26 protein-coding genes and 2 tRNA genes are annotated in these 23,680 nt (G+C 62.0%); 11 read left to right on the top strand and 17 right to left on the bottom strand.

The window, feature by feature from the left end; all coding sequences use genetic code 11:
• Positions 1-221: 221 nt before the first annotated feature.
• The 3 genes from ACZM22_RS01680 to ACZM22_RS01670 all read right to left on the bottom strand — a co-directional run bounded on the left by ACZM22_RS01680 (position 222) and on the right by ACZM22_RS01670 (position 2,907).
• Complete coding sequence (locus ACZM22_RS01680; protein WP_484423951.1) at positions 222-1,412, bottom strand: M20 metallopeptidase family protein; 1,191 nt, start codon at positions 1,410-1,412, stop codon at positions 222-224.
• A gap of 33 nt (positions 1,413-1,445) precedes the next feature.
• The gene (locus tag ACZM22_RS01675) at positions 1,446-2,627 is read right to left on the bottom strand and encodes a hypothetical protein (RefSeq protein WP_489542895.1); all 1,182 of its coding nucleotides are present in this window, start codon (positions 2,625-2,627) and stop codon (positions 1,446-1,448) included.
• Positions 2,628-2,751: 124 nt separating this feature from the next.
• Positions 2,752-2,907, bottom strand: a complete 156-nt coding sequence (locus ACZM22_RS01670; RefSeq protein ID WP_489542894.1) for a hypothetical protein — start codon at positions 2,905-2,907, stop codon at positions 2,752-2,754.
• Positions 2,908-3,335: 428 nt separating this feature from the next.
• Here ACZM22_RS01670 and epsC point away from each other — a divergent pair, with 428 nt between their 5' ends.
• The 5 genes from epsC to ACZM22_RS01645 all read left to right on the top strand — a co-directional run bounded on the left by epsC (position 3,336) and on the right by ACZM22_RS01645 (position 9,406).
• Positions 3,336-4,190 (top strand): serine O-acetyltransferase EpsC, encoded by an 855-nt coding sequence (gene epsC / locus ACZM22_RS01665; protein WP_489542893.1) that lies wholly within the window; start codon positions 3,336-3,338, stop codon positions 4,188-4,190.
• Between the two features lie 274 nt (positions 4,191-4,464).
• Positions 4,465-4,944 carry a deoxycytidylate deaminase gene (locus ACZM22_RS01660; RefSeq protein WP_483267086.1) on the top strand — a complete coding sequence of 160 codons (480 nt, stop codon included), beginning with the start codon at positions 4,465-4,467 and terminating at the stop codon, positions 4,942-4,944.
• Between the two features lie 120 nt (positions 4,945-5,064).
• The gene (locus tag ACZM22_RS01655; RefSeq protein WP_489542892.1) at positions 5,065-6,336 is read left to right on the top strand and encodes an L-cysteine desulfidase family protein; all 1,272 of its coding nucleotides are present in this window, start codon (positions 5,065-5,067) and stop codon (positions 6,334-6,336) included.
• Between the two features lie 25 nt (positions 6,337-6,361).
• Positions 6,362-6,661 carry a hypothetical protein gene (locus tag ACZM22_RS01650; RefSeq protein WP_489542891.1) on the top strand — a complete coding sequence of 100 codons (300 nt, stop codon included), beginning with the start codon at positions 6,362-6,364 and terminating at the stop codon, positions 6,659-6,661.
• A 1,236-nt stretch (positions 6,662-7,897) separates the two neighbouring features.
• Positions 7,898-9,406 carry a carbon starvation CstA family protein gene (locus ACZM22_RS01645; protein WP_484437269.1) on the top strand — a complete coding sequence of 503 codons (1,509 nt, stop codon included), beginning with the start codon at positions 7,898-7,900 and terminating at the stop codon, positions 9,404-9,406.
• Between the two features lie 76 nt (positions 9,407-9,482).
• Here the strand turns inward: ACZM22_RS01645 and ACZM22_RS01640 are convergent, their stop codons facing one another.
• The 8 genes from ACZM22_RS01640 to dusB all read right to left on the bottom strand — a co-directional run bounded on the left by ACZM22_RS01640 (position 9,483) and on the right by dusB (position 14,374).
• Positions 9,483-9,983 (bottom strand): hypothetical protein, encoded by a 501-nt coding sequence (locus tag ACZM22_RS01640; RefSeq protein ID WP_489542890.1) that lies wholly within the window; start codon positions 9,981-9,983, stop codon positions 9,483-9,485.
• A 493-nt stretch (positions 9,984-10,476) separates the two neighbouring features.
• Positions 10,477-10,728 (bottom strand): 30S ribosomal protein S18, encoded by a 252-nt coding sequence (rpsR, locus tag ACZM22_RS01635; protein WP_482681278.1) that lies wholly within the window; start codon positions 10,726-10,728, stop codon positions 10,477-10,479.
• Positions 10,729-10,772: 44 nt separating this feature from the next.
• A complete protein-coding gene (locus ACZM22_RS01630; protein WP_483267091.1) occupies positions 10,773-11,231 on the bottom strand; it encodes a single-stranded DNA-binding protein in 459 nt (152 codons plus the stop codon).
• Positions 11,232-11,243: 12 nt separating this feature from the next.
• Positions 11,244-11,540 (bottom strand): 30S ribosomal protein S6, encoded by a 297-nt coding sequence (gene rpsF / locus ACZM22_RS01625; protein WP_483267092.1) that lies wholly within the window; start codon positions 11,538-11,540, stop codon positions 11,244-11,246.
• Positions 11,541-11,686: 146 nt separating this feature from the next.
• Complete coding sequence (locus ACZM22_RS01620; protein WP_483267093.1) at positions 11,687-12,193, bottom strand: QueT transporter family protein; 507 nt, start codon at positions 12,191-12,193, stop codon at positions 11,687-11,689.
• Complete coding sequence (locus ACZM22_RS01615) at positions 12,190-12,822, bottom strand: hypothetical protein (protein ID WP_489542889.1); 633 nt, start codon at positions 12,820-12,822, stop codon at positions 12,190-12,192. Before ACZM22_RS01615 ends, ACZM22_RS01620 begins: the two co-directional genes overlap by 4 nt.
• Positions 12,819-13,409: an RNA polymerase sigma factor gene (locus tag ACZM22_RS01610; protein ID WP_489542888.1), complete on the bottom strand. Its 591-nt coding sequence runs from the start codon at positions 13,407-13,409 to the stop codon at positions 12,819-12,821. Before ACZM22_RS01610 ends, ACZM22_RS01615 begins: the two co-directional genes overlap by 4 nt.
• Positions 13,406-14,374, bottom strand: coding sequence for a tRNA dihydrouridine synthase DusB (dusB, locus tag ACZM22_RS01605; protein ID WP_484424300.1), 969 nt, complete (start codon positions 14,372-14,374; stop codon positions 13,406-13,408). Before dusB ends, ACZM22_RS01610 begins: the two co-directional genes overlap by 4 nt.
• 172 nt (positions 14,375-14,546) lie before the next feature.
• Here dusB and ACZM22_RS01600 point away from each other — a divergent pair.
• The 6 genes from ACZM22_RS01600 to ACZM22_RS01575 all read left to right on the top strand — a co-directional run bounded on the left by ACZM22_RS01600 (position 14,547) and on the right by ACZM22_RS01575 (position 17,478).
• Positions 14,547-14,623: transfer RNA gene (locus ACZM22_RS01600), tRNA-Asp, on the top strand.
• Positions 14,624-14,628: 5 nt separating this feature from the next.
• Positions 14,629-14,704 (top strand) — tRNA-Thr (locus tag ACZM22_RS01595).
• Between the two features lie 355 nt (positions 14,705-15,059).
• Positions 15,060-16,139, top strand: a complete 1,080-nt coding sequence (locus ACZM22_RS01590; protein WP_489542887.1) for an SLC13 family permease — start codon at positions 15,060-15,062, stop codon at positions 16,137-16,139.
• A 60-nt stretch (positions 16,140-16,199) separates the two neighbouring features.
• Positions 16,200-16,790, top strand: coding sequence for a sulfurtransferase-like selenium metabolism protein YedF (gene yedF / locus ACZM22_RS01585; protein WP_489542886.1), 591 nt, complete (start codon positions 16,200-16,202; stop codon positions 16,788-16,790).
• Positions 16,787-17,029, top strand: a complete 243-nt coding sequence (locus ACZM22_RS01580) for a putative Se/S carrier protein (RefSeq protein WP_489542885.1) — start codon at positions 16,787-16,789, stop codon at positions 17,027-17,029. The genes yedF and ACZM22_RS01580 overlap by 4 nt, the downstream gene beginning before the upstream one ends.
• Positions 17,029-17,478, top strand: coding sequence for an aminotransferase class V-fold PLP-dependent enzyme (locus ACZM22_RS01575; protein WP_489542884.1), 450 nt, complete (start codon positions 17,029-17,031; stop codon positions 17,476-17,478). Before ACZM22_RS01580 ends, ACZM22_RS01575 begins: the two co-directional genes overlap by 1 nt.
• Before the next feature lie 34 nt (positions 17,479-17,512).
• Here ACZM22_RS01575 and ACZM22_RS01570 read toward each other — a convergent pair whose 3' ends face one another.
• Genes ACZM22_RS01570 through gcvH form a run of 6 tightly spaced genes read right to left on the bottom strand, consistent with a single transcriptional unit; the run spans position 17,513 to position 23,622 of the window.
• Entirely contained in the window at positions 17,513-18,079 is a 567-nt protein-coding gene (locus ACZM22_RS01570) for a 5-formyltetrahydrofolate cyclo-ligase (protein WP_489542883.1), read from the bottom strand.
• A 57-nt stretch (positions 18,080-18,136) separates the two neighbouring features.
• Positions 18,137-19,519 (bottom strand): dihydrolipoyl dehydrogenase, encoded by a 1,383-nt coding sequence (lpdA, locus tag ACZM22_RS01565; RefSeq protein WP_489542882.1) that lies wholly within the window; start codon positions 19,517-19,519, stop codon positions 18,137-18,139.
• A 19-nt stretch (positions 19,520-19,538) separates the two neighbouring features.
• Positions 19,539-20,525, bottom strand: a complete 987-nt coding sequence (gene lplA / locus ACZM22_RS01560; RefSeq protein ID WP_489542881.1) for a lipoate--protein ligase — start codon at positions 20,523-20,525, stop codon at positions 19,539-19,541.
• Positions 20,522-21,925, bottom strand: coding sequence for an aminomethyl-transferring glycine dehydrogenase subunit GcvPB (gene gcvPB / locus ACZM22_RS01555; RefSeq protein WP_489542880.1), 1,404 nt, complete (start codon positions 21,923-21,925; stop codon positions 20,522-20,524). Before gcvPB ends, lplA begins: the two co-directional genes overlap by 4 nt.
• Entirely contained in the window at positions 21,922-23,241 is a 1,320-nt protein-coding gene (gcvPA, locus tag ACZM22_RS01550) for an aminomethyl-transferring glycine dehydrogenase subunit GcvPA (protein ID WP_483268571.1), read from the bottom strand. The genes gcvPB and gcvPA overlap by 4 nt, the downstream gene beginning before the upstream one ends.
• Positions 23,242-23,244: 3 nt before the next feature.
• Positions 23,245-23,622 (bottom strand): glycine cleavage system protein GcvH, encoded by a 378-nt coding sequence (gcvH, locus tag ACZM22_RS01545; protein WP_489542879.1) that lies wholly within the window; start codon positions 23,620-23,622, stop codon positions 23,245-23,247.
• Between the last annotated feature and the right edge of the window lie 58 nt (positions 23,623-23,680).

Genomic DNA, 23,680 nt, shown 5'->3' with positions numbered 1-23,680 from the left:
GGCGCGCAGCCACACGTCGTCACAGAACACGTTATCCACTTGTCGGTCCGGCGTCTCCCGAACCATTTATACTATATACGGTTTTCCGCCTCTTGTCAACGGCGGCGCTCGCCAAAAGCTGCCAAAACCCGCGAAAAAACAGGACAGGGACGCACCTGCCGTGCGTCCCTGCCCTGTTTTCAGGAAGGAAACTTTTCGCTGTTATCTTATAATGTGGGCGCTCACTCCGCCAGGTACTTCAGCGCGATGGCGCTCATGGCCGCCGTGCCGGACTTGAGTACGTCCTCGTTGAACACGATCTTGCCATTGTGCAGGGAAACCATCTCCTTGCCGCAGCCCGCGTCGGTCATCATGAACGCCGACGGCGTATTGGTGAGCTTGCCGAAGAAGCTGAAGTCCTCGCTGCCGGAGAAGGGGCGGTCGAGGTGGGTCACCTTGTCCGCGCCCAGCTCCTCCGTGACCGCCTGCTCCACCAGATCGATCATGGCGCCGTCGTTGTACTGGAGGGCGTAGCCCTCCTCCAGCCGCACCTCGATGTCGCAGCCGAAGGCGAACCCGATGCCCTTGCAGATCCGGTCGATCTCCTCGATGGCGGTATCCCGTGCCGTGTCGCTGAAGCTGCGCAGCACCGCCACCATCCGCGCCTCGCCGGCGGTGATGTTCACCGCGTCGCCGCCGGACATGGTGCCCACCGTCAGCACGGCGGAGTCCATGGGGTCGATGCGGCGGGACACCACCGTTTGCAGCGCGGTGATGAGATATCCCGCGCAGGCAATGGCGTCGTGGGCGGTGTGGGGTGCGGAGCCGTGGCCGCTCTTGCCGTGTACGGCGATGTGGAACAGATCCACCGCACTGGTGAAGTACCCCTTATAGAGCTGCATCCGGCCCACCGTGTCATTCTCGGAGGGGCAGACGTGCTGGCCGAAGATGGCGTCCACGTGGGGGTTCTCCATGACGCCCGCCGCCACCAGCGCCCGTGCGCCGCCGGGCATGGTATCCTCGCTGGGCTCAAAGATGAACTTCACCGTACCCGCAAAGGAGTCCCGCATATGGCACAGGGTCTTGGCCGTGCCCAGCAGCATGGTGGTGTGCAGGTCGTGACCGCAGGCGTGCATGACGCCCTCCGTCTGGCTGGCAAAGGGCACGCCGGACTCCTCGTGGACCGGCAACGCGTCGATGTCGGCGCGGAGCGCCACGCACTTGCCGGGTCCCTTGCCGCCGTGGAGCAGACCCACCACTGCGGTGGGCAGGGGCTGCTGGATCTCGTCCATGCCCATCTTCTCCAGTTCCCGCCGGATCAGGGCGCTGGTGCGCACCTCCTGCATCCCCACCTCCGGATGGGCGTGGATGTCCCGTCGGATGGCCACCAGCTCGTCGAAAATACGATCTACATACGTCTTGATCTCAGACATCTTCACTACCTCACTTCTGAATATCCGCTTAGCTTACAGCCAGCCGCTCATCACGCCGGCCACCAGCACGGAGGTGATGGATACGGTGACCATACCGGCCACCAGCATCTTGGGCATGATCTGGGCGTTGATGGCCGCCCGTTCCTCGGCGTTGGCGCCGGTGGACTCGGACACCTCGTTGGAGATGATGACGGTTCCCGGGAAGCCGAACAGGCAGGAGCTGCCGATGGCCATGGACATCTGCCAGCTGTAACCGAAGATCTTGCCCACCAGAATAGACACGACGGAGAAGGCGATGGTGCCGATGACTACGCACACCAGCAGAGGCACCACCATGCCGCCCACCATCTCAGGGGTGGCGGAGGCCAGATTCGTGAAGATGGACAGGGTGATGATGGGCATCACGATGCCGGTGGCGTGGGCCTTGCCCAGCGCGTCCTCATCCAGGAAGCCCAGCTCCTTGCACAGCACGCCGAAGATCAGGCACCACACCAGCTTGTTGATGGCGTCGTGGAACAGGCCGGACACCCACACGGACAGCAGCGCCACCAGAATGACCTTGGCGATGATGGCGTTGGGGGTGTTGTACTTGTCGGGCAGCGCGGGGATCAGCTTCTTGCGGCCCGCAGCGGCAGCCTGCACGGCACCGGCGGCGGTGTCTACCTGCAGTTCACCGGCGTCGATCTGCGCCTTGATGCGCTTGGCCTCGCTCTTGAGGCACAGGGAGGCCACGGGGTAGCCCACGAAGCCCTGGGCGCACATGACCAGCGTGGCGAATACCGCCAGATCGGGGAGGTTTGCCTTGTTGGCCATATCCTGCATGGTCAGCGTGGCCACCACGCCGCCGGACAGAATGGGAGCGCCCACCAGCGCGAAGCCGCGGTCAACGATCAGCTGGCCCAGGAAGAATACCGCGGCGGAGATGGCGATGCAGGCCACGGCGGCAATGATGACGGTGCGCCACTGTGCGCCGAAGTCACGGAGCTTGATGGTGGTGCCCAGATGCACCAGCAGCATGGTCACCAGCAGGCCGGCCATGCTCAGCAGCGTGGAGTCGGCAAACATGGTGGTGGGGAAGATGCCTGTCCAGAAGCCGGCCAGGAACAATACGGACGCCACCAGCAGCATGGATACAATGGCTTTTGTTTTGGCGGAGATCATGTCTCCGATAGCGAACACCACGAAGATGACCGCCGCAGCTAAGATCGCATTCATTTTGATTTTCTCCTTTTCCGTTTGTGATTTCCGTTTATCTCTAAACTCTGCCAATAAAGAAAGCGGCCCCGCCTGAACGACGAAGCCGCTTATCGACCCTTGTGAGGAGATCGAACCACGTATGTCATTTCAGCCGGTATCCATTCTGGTCGCCGTAATAATAGGCGCACCAAAAGTAGCCCCGATAGCAGGAGCTGTTACCGGCATAGTTACAGGAGGCGGCCTGGATCTTGCCCATGCCGCTGCGGACCATATCCTGCTGCATCATGTGACGGGTCATGGCTGTCTCCTTTCCGCCGGCACCGGACCGGCATCACTCATTGTGCTGATTTTAGAACTTTAAAACGCAAAAGTCAATTGGGCACAGTCACAACATTCGCCCCCTATTTTTCGCCGTTTTTGTCGATACCGCACATAGACGCGCCGTGAATGGTCACGTATAATAATACGAAAGCGCGGACACCGTCAGGGCGAGGCTCTGTGTGTCCGCGGGAAGTGCCGAAGGAGAATCGTATGACCGTTCGCATCCAGACCAACTGTACCTGTTGTCTGCCCGCCTGCTGTGCGGGCCTGGTCTGCTGCGCCCATTTCCGTCATACGATCTCTGCCGAGTAACGCGGCTCCTGCCGCGGCCACACCGTATTCTTTGAGAACGGTGGGAGATGTGTGACATCTCCCACCGTCCTTTTTTATTTTGGAGGGTTCAACATGAGCAATACCGCAGAAATTGCACGCGCCATGGCAACGACCATGGAAAATGCGGCCATACCTATGTACGGGAAAAAGCTGCGTCTGCCGGACCGCAGCGCCATCATCGCCCTGCTCAAGGAGCTGCGGCGGCTGTTCTTCCCCGCCTATTTCGGCGACCCGCAGCTGATGGCCCTTCCTGCAGAGAACTATGCCGCGCTGCTGCTGGAACGCATCGAAACGGGGATGACGGCCCAGATCGCCCTGGCTCTGCCGGACGGCGAGGCGGCTCAGGCCGCCCAGATCACCGAGTCCATCATGGCGGAGCTGCCCCGCATCCAGCAGATGCTGCTGACGGACATCGAGGCCACGTTCGACGGCGACCCCGCCGCCGCCAACAAGGAGGAGATCATCTTTGCCTACCCCGGCCTGTTCGCCATCTTCGTCTATCGCATCGCCCACGAGCTGTACCTGCGCCACGTGCCCATGATCCCGCGGATCATGTCGGAGTACGCCCACAGCCGCACCGGCATCGACATCCACCCTGGCGCTCAGATCGGTCCCTGGTTCTTCATTGACCACGGCACCGGCATCGTCATCGGCGAGACCTCCGTCATCGGCAGCCACGTCAAGCTGTACCAGGGCGTGACGCTGGGCGCGCTGTCGCCTCGGGCGGGCCACGCCAGCCTGCCGGGCAAGCGGCACCCCACCGTCTGCGACGACGTGACCATCTACTCCGGCGCGTCTATTCTGGGCGGTCAGACCGTCATCGGCGAGCACACCGTGGTGGGGGGCAACGCCTTCCTTACCAGCTCTGTGGCCGACAACACCCACGTGGTCATCCATGCGCCGGAGATGGTTTTCAAGAACGCCTGAATGTATAACTATTCATTTTCCGCGCTTTTTCGTGCATAAATAATTTCCATCAGGAAGTATTTTACTTCCTGATGCGCCTCATCCGGAATTCATGAGGAAATCACCGGCGGACGCGGCCCTTTTGCGGGCGGTGCCCGCCGGTTTTCTGTCCATTTCGGCAAATCTGCTGCCGAATTTTTGTGTACTTCGCGGAGCGCCGGCGGACACACGTTTCTTGCCTTCGCCGCCGCATCTGTATTATAATGTGTACAGGAACATGTGAGGAGGCGCTTGTATGGAACGCATCAGTAAGGAAAACTACTATCTGGACATCGCCGAAACGGTACTGGAGCGGGCCACCTGTCTCCGGCGGGTGTACGGCGCCATCATCGTCAAGAACGACGAGATCATCTCCACGGGCTACAACGGCGCGCCGCGGGGCCGCCGGAACTGCGTGGACATGGGCTTCTGCACCCGCGAGGCCATGCAGGTACCCAGGGGGCAGCGGTACGAGCTGTGCCGCAGCGTCCACGCCGAGGCCAACGCCATTATCTCCGCCAGCCGGCGGGACATGGTGGGCAGCACCCTGTACCTGGTGGGCCGCGATGCCCGGACCGGCGCGCTGCTGGGAGACGCCACCAGCTGCGCCATGTGCCGCCGCCAGGTCATCAACGCCGGCATCAGCCGCGTCATCATCCGCCGGACGGAGGCGGAGTTTCAGGTGGTGGACGTGACGGACTGGGTCCGGCAGGAGGATGATGTGCCCGCTCTGTAAGGCGCGAAAAACCGTACATCCGGCCTGCGGCGCAAGTACCGCCTGGCCTGATCGCGCCAGTGCGCGGCGCGAAAGCGTCTGCGCTCCGGCGGCAAAATACAACTGAAAAAAGGAGAATGTGTGATGTTGAACGACTCTAAGATCGCCGCCTACACGGCGATCCTGCGGGAGGAGCTCCTGCTGGCTACCGGGTGTACAGAGCCCATCGCCGTCGCGTACTGTGCCGCAAAACTGCGCGAGGTGTTGGGCGGAAAACCGGAAAAAGTGCTGGCCGAGGTCAGCGGAAACATCCTGAAAAACGTGAAATCCGTGGTGGTTCCCAATACGGCGGGCCGCCGCGGCATCGACGCCGCCATCGCCGTGGGCATAGTGGCAGGCGACGCCGACGCGGAGCTTCAGGTCATCGCCAACGTGACGGAGGAGGACACGGCGGCCATCCAGGACTATCTGGACCGGACGCCCATGAAGATCACCTGTCCTGAAACGCCCTGCCTGCTGGACATCAAGCTGACAGGCTGGCTGGGCGGGCACAGCGCCTGCGTCCGCGTGGCCAACAATCACACCAATATCATTTACATGGCACGGGACGGGCAGGTCCTGAAGGAGCTGCCGGTGACCGGCAACGCCGAGGATCATCTTCAGGACAAGTCCGTGCTGAACGTCAAGGACATTATCACATTCGCTGAAACCATACCCATAGACGTGATACGGCCCACGGTGGGGCGGCAGATCGAGAAGAACACCGCCATCGCCGCCGAGGGCCTTCGAAACAGCTGGGGCGCTAACATCGGCTCCACCCTGCTGCAGGGCGGGACGGACTGGGCCACCCAGGCACGGGCCTGGGCCGCCGCAGGCTCCGACGCCCGCATGAACGGCTGCGAGATGCCGGTGGTCATCGTGTCCGGCTCCGGCAACCAGGGCATCACCGCCTCCGTACCCGTGTGGAAATACGGGCAGCTGATGGGGGCCGACGAGGAAAAGATCCTGCGGGCCGTGTGCCTCAGCGACCTCATCACCATCCACCAGAAAACCGGCATCGGACGGCTCAGCGCCTACTGCGGCGCGGTGTCTGCCGGTGTGGGCGCGGGCTGCGGCATCGCATGGCTGCGGGGCGCGGACTACGAGGGCATCTGCCACACGCTGGAAAACGCCGTGGCCATGATCTCCGGCTGCATCTGCGACGGGGCCAAGGCCAGCTGCGCCAGCAAGATCGCCATGGGCGTGGACTGCGGCATTCTGGGCTACGACATGTACCGCAACGGCGACAACTTCCGCTCCGGCGACGGCATCGTGGGCGACGATGTGGAGGACACCGTCCGCCACGTAGGTGTGCTGGCCGCGGAGGGTATGCGGGAGACGGACCGCGTGATCCTGAAGATCATGACGGAGTGAGGCCCGCCGCGCGGCGGCAGAAAGCGTGAAAAGGAGGACCACCCTGCGGGTGGTCCTCCTTTTTACCGGGGTGCGGGGGACGCGCCTGCGCAGCGCGGAATATTCCTTTTCCCCCGACGCGAGAAGAAAATTCCGTATCACCGGCGCAGAACGCTTTCCCAAGCCTTTTGCCTCCGGCGGCCCCATTTCTTTCAGCAGCGAAAGAAATGGGGGAAAGAACGCCGCCAAAAACCCGTGGTTTTTGGATTTCCTTTTGGTCGATTTCGATGCGGCAGAAAAAGGTTCCGCAGGGAATCGGCCATGGGCCTGCCCCCGCTGCCGCTGACGTGGCGGGCAGGGAACATTGGCAGTTCTACCGATATAGGCGATTATCAAATCGCGCACTTGCCTCCGGCGGCGGCATGTGCAGGTGCGGCCCGTTGGGCCGCGAAATTTGGCAGGCCAGCGCACCGCCGCGCGGTGCGTGGGAGCGGCAGCGATAAGAGGACAGCAAGCGATTCGTTGTACAGCGATGTGCGGCAAGTTGGGTTTCGCGGGGTACGCGGCGGCGCTTTATGGCGCAGTCAGCCGCGCAGGAAGTCTTGAAACCCGCGGTTTCAAGCAGACCTTTTGGTCACTTTTGGGGCTGCGGTCAAAAGTGGCCCGCGCTCGGGAGCGCGGAATATTCCCGCCGGAGGGAGCGATCCGAGCGCCGCCGGTGGCGGATACAGCGAGGTGAGCGAGTGGCCGCGGTCAAAATTTCAAGCGCCCGCCGTCAGGCAGCGCAGAAATTTCGGGCACCGCAGCAGTGTTCCTTTTCGAACATAAATCGGGCCGCCGGCCCCTACGGGGGGCGTCTATCTGGGTGCGCCAGTATTCGGGAAACCGCCGATATGGACGCAACAGTCCCGCTGCACGATAACAGACCGGCGCGTCTCCGCGCGGTACGCGGGAGCGGCAGCGATAAGAGGAGTACACGCGATTCGTTGTACGACGATCGGCATATATTTTGGTCTTCGCGGGGTACACGGCGGCGTTTTATGACGCGGCCAGCCGCGCAGGAAGTCTTGAAACCTGCGGTTTCAAGCAGCATTTTTGGTCACTTTTGGGGCTGCGGCCAAAAGTGACCCGCGCTCGGGGCGCGGAATACCCTTCGCCGGAAGCGTGGGGGAAAAGAAAAGCAACGGGCCGTCGGGGACGCCGGCACCTACGGGGTGCGTCTATCTGGGTGCGCCGGAAAATGCGGACGGGGTGCGGGACGAAAAAAGCGAGATCAGCCGTCGATAGAACGAGGTGCGCGATAGGCGTCGGGGGTGGTGAGAGCAGGAGATGCCATAGCGCGGGAACAAAATAGGAATATTCTGCTTTTCCACTTCTTTCATTCTCGGAAACGTTTTCGGCGCAAAGCACTATGTTTGCTGAAAAATGGCGATTTTTAACGGGTCTGTATGCGGCGTTAACGAAATCTGTACTTTTTAGAACGTTTATTAGCGCCAATTTTATGAAGATAGTGTTACCATATGAACATCAAGTTTCGACAATCCGGATGTCGAAAGGAAATCTCGTAAAGGAGTGTGTTTTTGTGACAACATTTATCATTGGTCTTGTCATCCTGCTGGGCGGCGCGGCCCTGTACGGCCGCTTCTGCGAAAAGGTTTTCGGACCGGATGACAGAAAGACTCCGGCGTACACCAAACAGGACGGCGTGGACTACGTGCCCATGCGCGGCTGGAAGAACAGCCTTATCAACCTGCTGAACATCGCTGGCACCGGCCCCATCCTCGGACCGATCCAGGGCATCCTGTTTGGGCCCATCGCGTTTTTGACCATCCCCATCGGCAACGTCATCGGCGGCGCCATGCACGACTATTTCTCCGGCATGATCTGCCTGCGCGACGGCGGCACCCAGATGCCCGAGATGATCCGCCGCTACTCCACCAAGGGTATCTATAAGTTCTACAACGTGTTCGTGTGCGTACTGCTGCTGCTGGTGGGCGCCGTGTTCATCTACACCCCCGGCGACATCGCCGCCACGCAGGTGTTCGGCTTTGACGGCAAGGCCACCTCTGTTTCCACGTGGGTCATCTACGGTGTCATCTTCCTGTACTATCTGATCGCCACCGTGTTCCCCATCGACGCCATCATCGGCAAGATCTACCCCATCTTCGGCGGTATCCTGCTGTTCTCCGCCATCGGTATCTTCATCGGCATCTTCGTCACCGGTATGCCCCTGATGAACATCTGGGACAGCTGGGCTGCTCCCGTGCTGAGCCTGACCGGCGCTGACGGCACCGTGGGTACCTTCACCTACGCGGACTACTTCGCCAACGGTCACTTCCTGCCCATCTTCTTCGTGACCGTGGCCTGCGGCATTCTGTCCGGCTTCCACTCCACCCAGACCGCTATCATCTCCCGTACCATGAAGAGCGAGCGTCAGGGCCGCAACACCTTCTACAACATGATGGTGCTGGAGGGCTTCATCGCCATGGTCTGGGCTGCCGGCGCTATGGGCGTGTACAATCTGGCTCTGCAGGAGCCCAAGGCTGCGCTGGCTACCGGCACCGTGGGCGTCGTCTGCAAGTACCTGCTGGGCCATGTCGGCGGCATCATCGCCCTGATCGGCGTGATCGTGCTGCCCATCACCTCCGGTGATACGGCACTGCGCGCTCTGCGTCTGAGCCTGTCCGAGACGCTGCACATCGACCAGTCCACCAACGGCAAGCGCATCAAGCTGGCTTTGCCCATCTTCGCACTGGTCATCGCCATCCTCGTGTTCGCCAAGGTCAACAACGACGGCTTCATGATCCTGTGGCGTTACTTCGCATGGGCCAACCAGACTCTGTCCCTGTTCGCCTTCCTGTGCATCACCGCGTGGATGTTTGAGAACGGCAAGGGTAAGTGGGCTTGGATCCCCATGATCCCCGGCTGCTTCTACGCCTTCATCTGCGTGACCTACATCGCCAACGCCCACATCGGCTTCAACATCCCCTGGACGCCGGCCTACATCATCGGTGTGGTGTGCGCCGCCGCCTATGTGGTGGGTTGCTGCGTGTACGGCAAGAAGCGCGCTGCCAAGCTGGCGCTGAAGTAACACATTTCCCCAGGCATTTCCGGATAAAGAGCAGCCCCGTCCATCGGACGGGGCTGCTTTTACGTCTGTGGAAAAGCTATGAAAACAGGCGGGTGAGGCGGGTCATGGGGATCTGGTCGGTGTCGTAGCCGTAGGTCCTGCCGCCGGGAAAGGTGCAGCGGAAAAATGGCCCTTCCGTCCAGTCGTTGGAGGGGTTTTCCAGCGGCACCTGCCAGATGTCCAGCACCGTGCCGTCGCCGTAGGTGATGGTGATGAGGGGCGGGTCGGTGGGAGCCGTCCCGGTACGGCCTGCGCCGGAGGCGGTGATGAGACGCAGCAGGTCGCTGAGATCATCGGCGCCGGCAGGGACGGCTGCGCCGTCCACGGTGACGGTGAAGTCACCGGCGCTGCGGGCGTGGCGGGTGGCGTCGGTGAGGGTGGAGACGCAGGAGCGGAATTGCAGCTGGTAGCGGCAGGCCCAGACGGCCAGCGCGATGACGGCGGCGATGATGGCCGCCGCGATGAGAAGCGGCTTGCGCAGCGTCTTTTCCTTTTTGCGGCCTACGCCGCCGCGGTCCACAGCGTCGTACAGTCCCATGGGAACACCTCCTGTTATCATTGTTACGTCTACCATCAGTTGACAAGGGCAGACACGGTTTTGACGGGCAGAAATGCGCCCATACTGCGTCAAGCCCCTTGGCAATACGGCAAGTATTCCCTGCGGGTCTTTTCTTGTCTGGACACATTTCTGCTCCGGCAAAACTGCTCCGCACCTGTCAGCGATGGATTTTCCAGGGATTTTTGGTTTTTGAGACGCAGGCGGGCGCGTGCCCGCCAAGGCGAAAAGGGCAAAAATCGCCGAAAAGGCGCGGTGACAGGCGTGTCTGCCCTTGTTAACTGATGGTATTATAGCAGGAGCTGCGGGGCGGCGTCCAGCAACTTCAGGTTGTCAGAGGGATATTTTTCTGCGCAACCTGAAGTTTACAAGGGCGAAAATGCGTGGTAAATGGAGGAAAAGGGGCGGTCGGGACGTAAAAAAAGACCTGCCTTACGGCAGGTCTTTTTGGTGCTGCAATGGCTTCGGGCCGGAATTACTCGGTCACGAAGGGCAGCAGCGCGATCTGACGGGCGCGCTTGATGGCCTCGGTCAGCTGACGCTGGTGCATGGCGCAGGTGCCGGTGGTGCGGCGGGGCAGGATCTTGGAGCGCTCGGAAATGAAGCGGCGCAGCTTGGCAGCGTCCTTGTAATCGATGCACTCGCACTTGTCCACGCAGAACTGGCAAACCTTCTTGCGACGCTTGCCGGCGCCGCGGGCGGGTCTATTTTCGCGTTCCATAGCCATGGAAGTATCCTCCTTTATAAAGTTTCATGTGCGCTGAGGGCACATCAGAACGGCAGGTCGCCGTCCTCCTCGTCGATCTCGGCAAAGCCGGAGGGACCGCCGCCCACAGGGGCGCTGTATCCGCCGGCGGGAGCGGTATAGGCCGGAGCCGCGTAGCTGCCGCCCATGTCGCCCGCGCTGTCGCGCTTGGAGTCGCCGAAATAAACGTTGTCCGCGATGACTTCCCAGGAAATGCGGTTCTGACCGTTGCGGTCCTGCCACTTGCGGGACTGCAGGCTGCCGGACACCACGATCATGCGACCCTTGGTGAAGTATTTGGACACGAACTCGCCGGTCTGACGCCACGCGACCACGTCGATGAAATCCGTCTCCTTCTCGCCGGACTGGGACTTGAAATCACGATCCACAGCCACAGAGAAAGAGCAGACCGCCGTGCCGCTCTGTGTGCGGCGCAGCTCAGGGTCACGGGTCAGCCGACCCATAATGATGATCTGATTCAGCATTGCTGTTCTCCCTTACTCGCCCTTGCAGACGATCATGGAACGCATAATACCCTCGGTAATGCCAAGGATACGATCCAGCTCCTTGGGGAACTCGGGGCCGCTGGTGAAGCTCATCAGCACGTAGTAGCCCTCGGTCTTGTAGTTGATCGCGTAGGCCAGACGACGCTTGCCCCACTCATCCACGACGACGTTGGACGCATGCTGCTCTGCCAGAGTCTGGAACTTTGCCACGGTGGCGGCAACTGCCTCCTCACCCTGTGCAGGGTCGATGATGTAGACGACCTCGTAGTTGGCGGAAATCTTTGCCATACTTTTGCACCTCCTTTTGGACAAATGGCCCTCATTCTCAGATGAGAGCAAGGATATGCCCGCAAATATGCGAGCCTATTTATTATACCGGTTTTTTCAAGTCAGTCAAGTACTTTTCCCGATATTTTTTCGGTTTTTTCCCGCATTCAGCGGTTTTGCAGGTAATTCTGCAGGGCCTTGCTCTTTTCCAGACGCCACAGCAGCAGCATGCCCAGGCCGTAGCAGGCCACGATCTCGCCGGCACCCACGGTCAGGGCGTTGAAGGCGTAGGTGGGCCAGAAGGCCGCGGTGGTACCGGCCTGCTCATAGGCCAGCACCAGACCCACCAGCACCATATTGGCCAGCACCGGCGGCAGCGGGGCCAGCCACTTCTTTTTACAGCGGGCGGTGAGCAGCGCGGCCAGCAGTGTGGCGGCGGAGCCCACCACGATGTCCAGCACGCCGTAGGGGCTGAGCAGGTTGGCGATGAGGCAGCCCACGCCCAGGCCCCAGGCCGTCTCCGGCAGCAGGAAGGGCAGGACGCACAGCGCCTCGGAAAAGCGGCACTGGATGGGGCCATAGGTGATGCCGAAGATGGAGCCGAAGATGCTCAGGACGGCATAGGCCGCGCCCACGATGGCGGCGCAGGTCAGTTGACGGGTGTGCAGTTTCACGAATCTGTTTCCTCCTTGGAATTCCCAAAAATATACCAATCGCCGGCGGCGGTGAAGCCCGCTGACTCCATGGTCTCGTCCAGCAGCGCCTGATCGCCGGATGCGCCGTCAGCGGCGGTGAGCGTCACCTGCACCGCATTGTCCTGACGATCCACCACGGTGAGGTCCCAGCCCTGCTCCCGCAGGGCTTCGGCGGCGCTGGTCAGCGCGTCCTCCATGGAAAGCGGATCGGACAGGGTCAAGTCCCCGCCGGCGTTATCCTGATCGCCGGCGTCCTCCCGCAGCTTCTGCTGGGTGTTGTCTCCGGCGGCCCCGTTATCGTCCGCAGAGGCGTCGGGCATGCTCTGCATGGAGAGTTCAAGGTTGGCGCTGCCCGCCACGGTATCGTTACCGGCGCTCCCCGCGCCGGTAACGCCGCCGCTGCGCGCCAGCGGGATCAGCGCCGCGGCCACCGCCAGGCAGGCCGCCGCCGATACCAGCCACTTGCGGTAGGGCGCAGGGGTCTTCTTCTGCTGCGGCGTCCGGGCCACGCGGGCCATGACGCGATCCGTGAAACCGGCGGAGGGCAGCGCCTCCAATGCCAGTGCTTCGCGCAGCTCCTGATCCAGTTCATCAAACATCGGGGTCATTGCTGTCCCTCCTTTCCTGTGGGTTTGACGGACGCGGCGGCGGAAAGGTTCCCGCCGGACAGCAGCTCCTTCAGGCGGGCCTTGGCCCGATTGATGCGGGATTTCACCGTGCCCTCGCTGATGCGCAGGGCGCGGGCGATCTCGCCGTAATCCAGCTCCTGCATATACCGCAGGAGCAGCACCTCCCGATGCTCGTCGGTAAGCTGGCACAGGGCGGCGCGGACGGCGTTCCGGGTCTCGCTGCGCTCCGCCGTCTCCTGAGGCGTGTCGCCGCCGTCCGGCAGATCCACGCCGTCCAAATCGTCTGTGCCCCGGTGGCGCTTCTCCCGCCGCAGGCAGTCGATGGCGGCGTTGGTGGTCAGGCGGTACAGCCATGTGGAGAACCGGCTGTCGCCGCGGAAGCGGGGCAGGCCCCTCCATGCGGCCAAGAACGCCTCCTGCGCCGCGTCCTCCGCCAGCGCCGCATCGCCGCCGCACATACGCAGCGCCAGACGGTACACCGGCGCCTGATAGGTTTCCACCAGCTGACGGAAGGCATCGCTGTCCCCCTGTCCGCCCCGGCGGATCAGGTCCTTTTCCTCTATCATCGCAAATCCCTCTTGACCCCCGCCGACACGCGGTAGACGTCCTCCAGCGTGTCCATGCGGACGATCTGCTCCTTATAATAATTGGCGTGACTCACGCCCTTGAGATACCAGCAAAGCTGCTTGCGGGCCTCCAGCACGGCGATGTGCTCGCCCTTATCCGCGGCGGCCAGTTCCACCTGACGCACCGCCGTGGCCCACCGCTCCGCCAGCGGCGGCAGGGGTGGGATGGGCTCCCCCTCCAGCGCGGCCCGGGCCTGTTGGAACAGCCACGGGTTTCCGAAGCAGCCGCGGCCGATCATGGCCATGTCGGCACCGGTGAACTCCAGGATGCGGACGGCGTCCTCCGGCGCAAACACGTCGCCGTTGGCGATGACCGGCACGGAGACGGCCTGCTTCACCTCGCGGATGGTGGTCCAATCCGCCTGACCGGCGTACATCTGGGTGCGGGTGCGGCCATGGACGGCGATGGCGCTGACGCCCGCCTGCTCCAGCATTTTCGCCAGCTCCACGGCGTTGATGCTGCCCTTGTCCCAGCCACGGCGCATCTTTACCGTCACCGGCACGGGGCTGGCCTTCACCACGGCCTCGGCGATGCGCGCGGCCTTCTCGGGGTCCTTCATCAGGGCGGAGCCGTCGCCGTTGGCCACCACCTTGCCCACGGGGCAGCCCATGTTGATATCGATGACCGCCGCGCCGGACACCTCCGCCGCGATCTGAGCGGCCTCGGCCATGCAGCCAGCGTCGCTGCCGAAGATCTGGGCGGCGGCAGGGCGCTCATTGTCCGCCAGCTTCAGAAGGCCGCGGCTCTTTTTATCCTGATAGCACAGGGCTTTGGCGCTGACCAGTTCGGTGCAGCTCATGTCAGCACCCAGCTCGCGGCAGATCTGGCGGAAGGCCAGATCCGTGACGCCGGCCATGGGAGCCAGGTACAGTTTTCCGTTGACGGTAACGCTGCCGATCTTCATGGCGCACCTCCCTATGGCAGTTTGACAGGGTATTATAGCACAGAAAACCGCGGTTGACAATCCGATTTGAGCGGCAATACGGCCCGGTCAAAAAAATGCGAAAAAGGTGTTGACATCCGCAAGCCTTCTTGCTATAATAATCACGCTTGAGTTCCAAGACGAAAGCGCACATGGCCAAGTAGTTCAGTTGGTTAGAACGCCAGCCTGTCACGCTGGAGGTCGAGGGTTCGAGCCCCTTCTTGGTCGCCACATTTGCTGCTGTAGCTCAGTAGGTAGAGCGCATCCTTGGTAAGGATGAGGTCGGCGGTTCGAATCCGCCCAGCAGCTCCAAAGAGCATCGAAAACTTCGGTTTTCGGTGCTTTTTTGTTGCATAAATGTTGAAAGAAGTGTGGGGCAAAATGTGGGGCAACCGCCTAACCTACACCGTGACCCACACGCGGGAAACATAGCCAAAACCTGCAGAGCCACCCGGCGGGAGCGTCGCCCTCCGCCCAGTGGCTCTATTTCTTCGTTTTGATACCTTTTTATTGTTTCCAGCAGCGCAAAATATGCGCCAATTTGCGTTGCCGCTTGGTATCTGCCGGGTTAATAGAACTTCATTGTAAATCATCCCGAAATGTGTTATCTTCTTCACGGAAATATACACGCGAAATTTTGCATTTTTCACGCGAAAGGGATTTTTTTATGCGCAAGATTCAATGCTGGTGCCGTACTAATGCTATGCTGGCCATTTCACTGCTGGCTGCGGCTGCAACGGCGTTCTTTGTTCCTCCCGACAGGGACTACTTAGGCTATTACGACCTCAAAACGCTTTCCTGTCTGTTTAGTGTTTTGGCGGTGGTAGGTGCTCTGCGAGACCTGCAGATCTTTTCTGCTCTTTCGCAGCGGATGGTGCGCACCTTTTCCACGGTTCGGGGCGTATGTACAGCACTGGTGGTCATCACCATGTTCGGGTCTATGCTTCTGACCAATGATACCGCCTTGCTGACATTTCTGCCGCTTGGCTGGTTTGTTCTTTCCTCTACCGGTCAGGAAAAGCACGCCGCACTCCTGTTCATTCTGCAAAACTGCGCCGCCAATCTCTGCGGAATGATCACGCCCTTCGGAAATCCGCAGAATCTTTATCTTTTCAGCTATTACGATCTTTCCGCAAGGATGTTCTTTTCGGCAATGCTGCCGCCCTTCATTCTGTCTACCGTTCTCATTCTCTTGTGTTGCCTGGCATTTCCCAAAGACCGTCTTTCCGTGCCGGAAGTGCAGGTCACAGTAGACTCCCGCCAGGCTGCCGTCTATGGCGGACTGTTCTGTTTAGCCGTTGCCGTGGTGCTGCGGCTGGTACCCTATGTTCTTGGCCTGACTGTCATTGTTCTGGCACTCTGGTTTCTGGATCGGCACGCATTGAAGACCGTAGACTGGGGACTGCTGGCTACCTTCGCCGCTTTCTTCACCTTTTCCGGCAATCTTGCCCGGATGGAATCGGTCCGGGCGCTGTTCGCCCGCCTTTTGTCCCACGGAACAATGCTGATCTCCGCGCTCACCTGCCAGATCATCACAATGTCCCTGCCGCCATTCTGCTCAGTCGCTTCACGCAGGATGCCCGCGCTCTTCTGGTTGGCGTCAATGTGGGCGGTGCAGGGACGCTGGTGGCTTCTCTTGCGAGCCTCATTACGTTTCGGGAATATACGCGCCGTGTTCCCAATGGCGGAAAGAGTTTTCTTCTCCTGTTTTCCGGGATCAGCTTTGCATTTCTGGCGATTCTTTTGACTGTCATGTCCATTCCGATGTAATAAGCCATTTCCAACAGAATGCGCTTTGGGAAAAGCTATGGGTGACGCCTGCCCCATTCCCGTTGTCAAGACGCTGCGCGCCCTGAAGGAGCTGAACGGCGCAGGTACGGTACAGACGCTGGTGGACAACAGGGCGGCTGTGGAGAATCTGACCCGGCTGGCTGAGAGCAAGGGCTGTGCCGTAGAAACGGAGCAGCTGGGCGAAAAGGAGTACCGCGTGACCATCACCGCAGGGGAGGACGCGGAGCTGCCGGACAGTGCCGATGGCATCTGCACTGTTCCCGCCGCGGCAGACAACACCGTGGTGGCCATATCTGCCGACCACATGGGCGAGGGCGACGAGGTGCTGGGCAAGATTTTGCTGAAGGGCTTCCTGTTCGCCCTGACCCAGCAGGAGACGCTACCCAGAACCATCCTGTTCTACAACGGCGGCGCGTTCGTTACCTGCGAGGGCTCCTCCTCACTGGAGGATCTGCGGAAGCTGGAATCGCTGGGCGTGGAGATCCTGACCTGCGGCACCTGCCTGAATCACTACGGCCTGACGGAGCAGCTGCGGGTAGGCGGCGTGACCAATATGTACGTCATCGTGGAAAAGCAGATGCAGGCCACGAAGGTCATCCGGCCTTGACGCGGCAGAAAAAGCCTGCGCTGGTCATCACCTTCCATGCCACATCGCAGGCGATGGCGGCGGAGGAGCTGTTCCGGCGTGCCGGTCTGCCGGGGCGGATGATCCCTGTTCCCTCTCAGATCGCGGCGGGCTGCGGTCTGGCGTGGAAGGCGCTGCCGCAGGAGCGGGACGCGCTCTGCACCGCATTGGACACAGCAGCCGTCGGTCATAACGGCTGCTTCCTATTGGAGATGTACTGATGGAAAAGCTCATCTATCTGGACAACGCGGCCACCACGCTCCGCAAGCCGCCCGGAGTGGCGGAAGCGGTGGCGCAGGCCATTCTGACGGCGGGCAACGCCGCCCGGGGCGCCCACGGCGCGTCCATGCAGGCGTCCCGCACGGTGTACGAGACGCGGCAAAAGCTGGCGCGGCTGCTGGGCTGCCCGCGCCCGGATCATGTGGTATTTACTTCCAACTCCACCACGGCGCTGAACATCTGCGATTGGGACTCCGCCGAGGTGTCGGACGTGCTTTATGCCGACTACGGTATTGCCACCCGCCCCGGCGCACACTGTGCGCCCCGTCTGCACGAAGCCCTCGGCACGGTGCGGCAGGGCGCGGTGCGGTTCAGCTTCTCCGTGTTCAACTCGGAGGACGAGGCGGACATGGCCATTCAGGCGGTAAAGGAACTGGCACAGAGCAAATAGGGAAAAGGCATCCCCGGCCGGGGATGCCTTTTCCCTACTCCTGCCGCCCCCGCTCCGTCACAACAGCGGGGACGCGGATGTCGTGTGTTTCCTGCGGAATATCCGGACACAAAAGCCTTTCCCGGCACAGCAGCAGCGCGTCGCCGGTATACCGGGCCAGAAATCGGTCGTAGTAACCGCCGCCGCGCCCAAGTCGGCGGCCATCCGCAGCCGCGCCTGCGCAGGGGATGATGGCCAGATCGACGCATTCCGGCGGTACTGCCGGTGCATTGTCCGGCGGCTCCGAAATGCCGTAAGCGCCGGGGCGAAGCACGGCCAAGTCAGGCACCTCACGACATTCCATGACGCCGGGAGAGGTACACAGCGGCACGCACAGCCGTTTACCGTCCGCCAATATCTGCTCCAGTAACGGCCGCGTGTCGATCTCATCGGCCCGTCCCACAAAGGCAAATACCGTGCGGGCGAGGCGGTATTCCTGCGTATTCAGTACATGGCGGAGAATAGCGCCGTCGGACAAGCGTTTTTCCTCCGGCATCATAGCCCGCTCCGCCGCTGCCAGCTCCCGCCGCAGCGCCTCCTTTTGCTGCTGTATCGTATCCATGAATGCCTCCTGCACAGCAGGCAGAGAAGCGCGGTGCATTCCTCTGCCTGCTTTGCTTTACGCTAATTTGGACGCCAAATTCTCCACAGCCTCGCCCAGCGCCTCCTCGAAGGAGGGGTGAGGACGCATGACAATCAGTAGCTGCTCCACCGTCAGGCGGTTCACCATGGCGGTACTCAGCTGGGAGATCATGTCGCTGGCGTGCTGGCACATGAGCTGTGCGCCGATAAGCTCGTGCGTGTCCGTGCGCGCCACCAGCTTCATGAAGCAGCGTCCCGGGTCTTCTATGATGGTGCGGGCGTTGCTGAACAGGGTACACTTGCCGGACACGGCGGGAATGCCCTGCTCCCTGGCCTCGGCCTCGGCGAGCCCCACTGCAGCGATTTCCGGGGCACTGTAAATGCAGCTGGGGATCACGTTCAGATCGATGCTGCCCCTACCGCCGCACATCCGCTCCACGCAGTCCACGCCCTGCGCCGCAGCCACATGGGCCAGCTGCACAGCGGCGGATGCGTCGCCGATGGCGTACACGCCGGGGATGCTGGTCTGATAGCTTTCGTCCACCAGCAGCCGTTTCCCGTTCAGCGCCGGGGTCAGCCCCGCGGCAAACAGGCCGTCGAAATACGCCCGGCGGCCAATGGCGCACAGCACCTTCTCACCGGTGACGGTCAGCTCCTTGCCCTTCTGCTCCAAATGGACGCAAAGTCCGCCCGCCGTCTGCTCCACAGACTGCACCATGGCGGAGGTCAGCACCTCCACGCCCTGCTTTTTCAGGATCTGCGCCAGATTCTGTCCCAGCTCACGATCCAGCTGGGGCAGCAGATTGGCCATGCCCTCCACCAGCGTTACCTGACAGCCAAGATGACTGTAAAACGTGGCGAATTCCACACCGATAACGCCGCCGCCGATGATGACGATGGACTGATACGGCGTGTCTGTGCCCTCCAGCAGCTCGTCGGAGGTCATAACGCCCGGCAGCTCCAGTCCGGGAATGGGCGGGCGGACGTTCACCGAGCCGGTGGCGGCCAGGATGCGTTCCGCGGTATACCGTGTCACGGCGCCGTCCGCGCCGGTGACATCCACCTGACCGGGAGCGGCGATCTGCGCCGTACCCTCGATGACGTCCACCTTTGTGCCCTTCAGCAGCGCGTGGATGCCGGAGCGCAGCTTCTCGCTGACGCTGCGCTTGAAATCGAACATCTCGCCGATGTCGTAGGAAAGGCTGCCGTGAACGCCCACACCCGCGCCGTTCACGGCGTCGTAGTAGACCTGAGAGGCGTGAAGCAGCGTCTTGGTAGGGATGCAGCCCCGGTTCAGGCAGGTGCCGCCCACCTCCCGGCACTCCACGATGGCGGTATGCAGTCCCAGCTTGGCGGCGCGCAGCGCGGCGGTGTACCCGCCGGGGCCCGCGCCGATGACGATCAGCTGATAGTCAGACATAGGAGTTCCTCCTGTGTTTTCAGATGTTTTGTGCGCAGATAAGGCGGCACAGGTCGTCTCTGATCTCCTCCGGCACCGCCGCGCCCTCTAAGGAGCGGCACAGAGCCCCGGCGGAGAACACACAGCCGTTGAGAGCGCCCTCCAGCACGGCGGACAGTCCCGCATCCATGGCGTCGGTATACACCGCCGCATCGCGGCAGGTGCCGCGCTCCACCCGCAGGTGCAGGCTCACCTCGCCCCAGGGGAACTTGTCCCCGCAGGCAAAGTCCAGCGGCGCACTGCGGCCGTAGACCCAATCCCGGCTGCTGAACTGCGCATACAGCGCGTCCAGCGCATGATGGTCGAAGTCCTGTTCTTGCAGGGGCGCAGCCGTCAGGCCGCAGACCTGCTCAAATGCCCGGTTCATGGCCTCCGCCACCTTTTCAATGGTCAGACCGGGGCACAGCTCCCGCAGGTTCACCACGCGGGAACGCACAGAATCCACGCCCTTGCTGGTGATCTTGGCGGTGGAGGGGCTGAGATACCGCCCCATCTTCGTCATGTCGGCATCCACCAGCAGTGTGCCGTTGTGGAATGCCCTGCCGTTGTGGGCGTAAAAGGAGTTGCCGGAGAACTTCCGCCCCTCGGCCAGCAGATCGTTGCGCCCGGACAGCTCCGCTCTGAGTCCCAGCAGGCGGCAGGCCGTGAGAATGACCTGCTGCTGCCGGTGAAGATCGTAGTTTTCCTCTGTGACGCTGAAGGTGAAGTTCAGGTTGCCCAAATCGTGGAACACCGCGCCGCCGCCGGAGAGCCGCCGCGCCAGCACACCGCCCTCCTGCTCCAGAAGGCCGGTGCGGCACTCCTTCCAGGCGTTCTGGTTGCGGCCAATGACCACCGTGTTCTGATTCTGCCACAGGTAGAGAACGCAGGCGTCCTCCGGCACAGTCTCCGTGAGATACCGCTCCAGCGCCAGATTGCGATAAGGGTCTGTGCCGCTGCCGGAGCAGGTGAAAAGTCTCCGTATCATGCGTTTCTCCAGCGCAGCACGGGCCTGCGCGCCGCCTGTACCTCGTCGGGCCGTCCGATGGGCATATTGTGGGGCGCGGTGTGCATGGACTCCGCATCCTCAAAGGCTTTGTGATACAGCTTGCGCAGCACCTCCGCCGCGTGATCCAGTGTCTCGGGGCCCTCCGTTTCCGTGGGTTCCAGCATCAGCGCCTCGTGGACGATCAGCGGGAAGTACATGGTGGGCGGATGGATGCCCTCGTCGATAAGGGATTTGGCCACATCCAGTGCGGATACGCCCGTTTCCTTCTTCAGGCCGCTGAGATCCAGCACGAACTCGTGCATACACAGCCGGTCATAGGCCGGGGTATACGTCCCCTTCAGCTTTGCCAGCAGATAGTTGGCGTTCAGCACGGCGTTCTCCGCCGCCTCGGGGATGCCCTCCCTGCCCAATGCCAGCAGGTAGGCCAGCGCCCGCACCACCACCAGGAAGTTGCCCTGGAAGCTGCGTACCTGGATATGTCCCGGCTCCTCCGCCAGCGCGCTGTGGGGCAGGTATTCCTTCAGAAATGCCTTGCAGCCCACCGCGCCCGCGCCGGGGCCGCCGCCGCCGTGAGGGGTGGCGAACGTCTTGTGCAGGTTCATGTGGATGCAGTCAAAGCCCATGTCGCCGGGACGCACCACGCCCATGACGGCGTTGAGGTTGGCGCCGTCATAATAGCACAGGCCGCCGGCCTCGTGGACAAGGCGCGTGATCTCCAGAATGTTCCTGTCGAAGATGCCAACGGTGTTGGGATTGGTGAGCATCAGCCCTGCGGTGTCCTCGCCCAGCGCGGCACGGAGGGCGTCCAGATCCACGCAGCCGTCCTCGCCGGAGGCGATGTTCACCACATCATAGCCGCACATGGCGGCGGTGGCAGGGTTGGTGCCGTGGGCGCTGTCGGGTACGATGATCTTCGTGCGCTTTTTGTCGCCCCGCGCATCGTGGTACTGCTTGATGAGCAGCACGCCGGTGAACTCACCGTGTGCGCCGGCGGCGGGCTGGAAGGTCATGGCGTTCATGCCCGTGATCTCACAGAGGTACTGCGCCGCGGTGTCCAGCACCTGTTGCATGCCCCGTCGATCCTCCGCCGGGGACAGGGGGTGTACGCCCGTGAAGCCGGGCAGCGCCGCCATCTCCTCATCGATACGGGGATTGTACTTCATGGTACAGGAGCCCAGAGGATAGAAGCCGCAGTTCACGCCGTGTACCTGCTTGCAAAGCTCCGTATAGTGGCGGGAGATGTCTGTTTCGCTCATCTCCGGCAGGGTGGGCTTCGTCTCCCGCCGCAGGGATGCGGGCAGGGAAACGCTCTCCACATCGCAGGCGGGCAGAATGGTGCAGCGGCGTCCGGAGACGCTTTTTTCAAAGATCAGCTTCATTTTGCCAGCACCTCCTTTACGATGGAAACGGCCTTGTCCAGTTGGGCGCGGGAGACCTTCTCCGTGGCGCACCACAGTACGCCGTCCTCACCGATGGGCAGACCGCCCAGAATATCGCCCTCCGCCAGCGCGGCCAGTACGTTTTCCCGCTCCGGCAGACGGGTGACGAACTCGTGGAAGAACGGCCCGTCATACACCAGCTCCACGCCGTCGACGGCGCACAGTGCCCCGGCCAGATAGTGGGCCTTGGCCATGGACTGCTCCGCCGCCTGCGCCATGCCGTCCGGTCCCATGGCGGCCATATACAGTCCCGCCGTCAGGGCGCACAGCGCCTCGTTGGAGCAGATGTTGCTGCTGGCCTTCTCCCGGCGGATGTGCTGCTCCCGGGCCTGCAGGCTCAGCACATAGGCGCGGCGTCCCTGAGCGTCTGCCGTCTCGCCTACGATACGGCCGGGCAGCTTGCGCATCAGCTTATCCGTAGTGGCCATGTAGCCCAGATACGGGCCGCCGCAGCCCATAGGCAGGCCCAGGGGCTGTCCCTCGCCTACGGCGATGTCCGCCCCACAGTCCCGAGGCGTTTTCATAACAGCCAGCGCGATGGGGTTGCAGCCCATGATGTACAGCGCGCCGGCTTCGTGGGTCAGCGCACCCAGCGCTTCCGCGTCCTCCAGCTGGCCGAAGAAGTTGGGCTGCTGCACATAAAAGCTGGCCACATCCGCTGTCAGCATCTCACGCAGGGCGTCCATATCGGTCTTGCCGTCTCTGGTGGGTACGATCCGCAGCTCATCGCCCGTACCGTAGCAGTAGGTATAGACGGTGTTGATGGTGTCGGGGTGCGCCGCACCGGAGATCAGCGTCACCCTGCGCTTGCGGTCGCGGCACATGGCGGCGGCTTCTGCCGCAGCGGTGGCGCCGTCGTATACGGAGGCATTGGACACGTCCATCCCCGTCAGCTCGCAGATCATGGTCTGGTACTCGAAAATAGATTGCAGAAGGCCCTGACTCATCTCCGCCTGATAGGGGGTATACGCCGTCAGGAACTCCTCCTTGGCGGGAATATATTTCACGATGGAGGGGATGTAGTGGTCATAGGCTCCCGCGCCCCGGAGGACCGTGCCGTATACGCGGTTCTCCGCCGCCATAGCGGTCATGGCGCGGCTGACCTCCAGCTCACTCATCCCGGCAGGGATATGCAGCGGCTCGGTGAGGAGCATCTGCTCCGGCACGTCCCGGAACAGGTCGCGGGTGCTGCTCACACCCACGGCACGGAGCATTTCCTCCCGCTGCGTCCCGGTAGAGGGAACGTAGCTGCCCATCGCTCAGCCCTCCTCGGTGCAGAAGGCTTCGTAGGCGGCGGCGTCCAGCAGCTCCTCACTGCCCTCCACGTTCTCCACCTTGATGAGCCATGCGCCGTAGGGATCGCTGTTCAGCTTCTCCGGCGCGTCCAGCAGCTCCTCGTTGACGGCGCACACCGTGCCGGTGACGGGGGACACCAGATCGGACACGGCCTTCACGGACTCCACGTCGCCAAAGGCATCGCCGGCGGTGACACCGTCGCCCTCAGCGGGCAGGTTCACGAACACCACGTCGCCCAGCGCGTTCTGCGCGAAATCGGAGATACCCACGACGGTGACGCCGTTCTCCACCTTCACCCACTCATGGGATTTGGAATACTGCAGTTCAACAGGATACAACATGATACTTTACCTCCATCAAAATATAAGTCGGGTCGTATTTTTTCCTGCCCCGCCCCGT

It is taken from the genome of Vescimonas sp., from assembly GCF_057856985.1.
The sequence above is the reverse complement of the archived record's forward strand: the minus strand, read 5'-3'. Positions and strand labels throughout refer to the sequence as shown.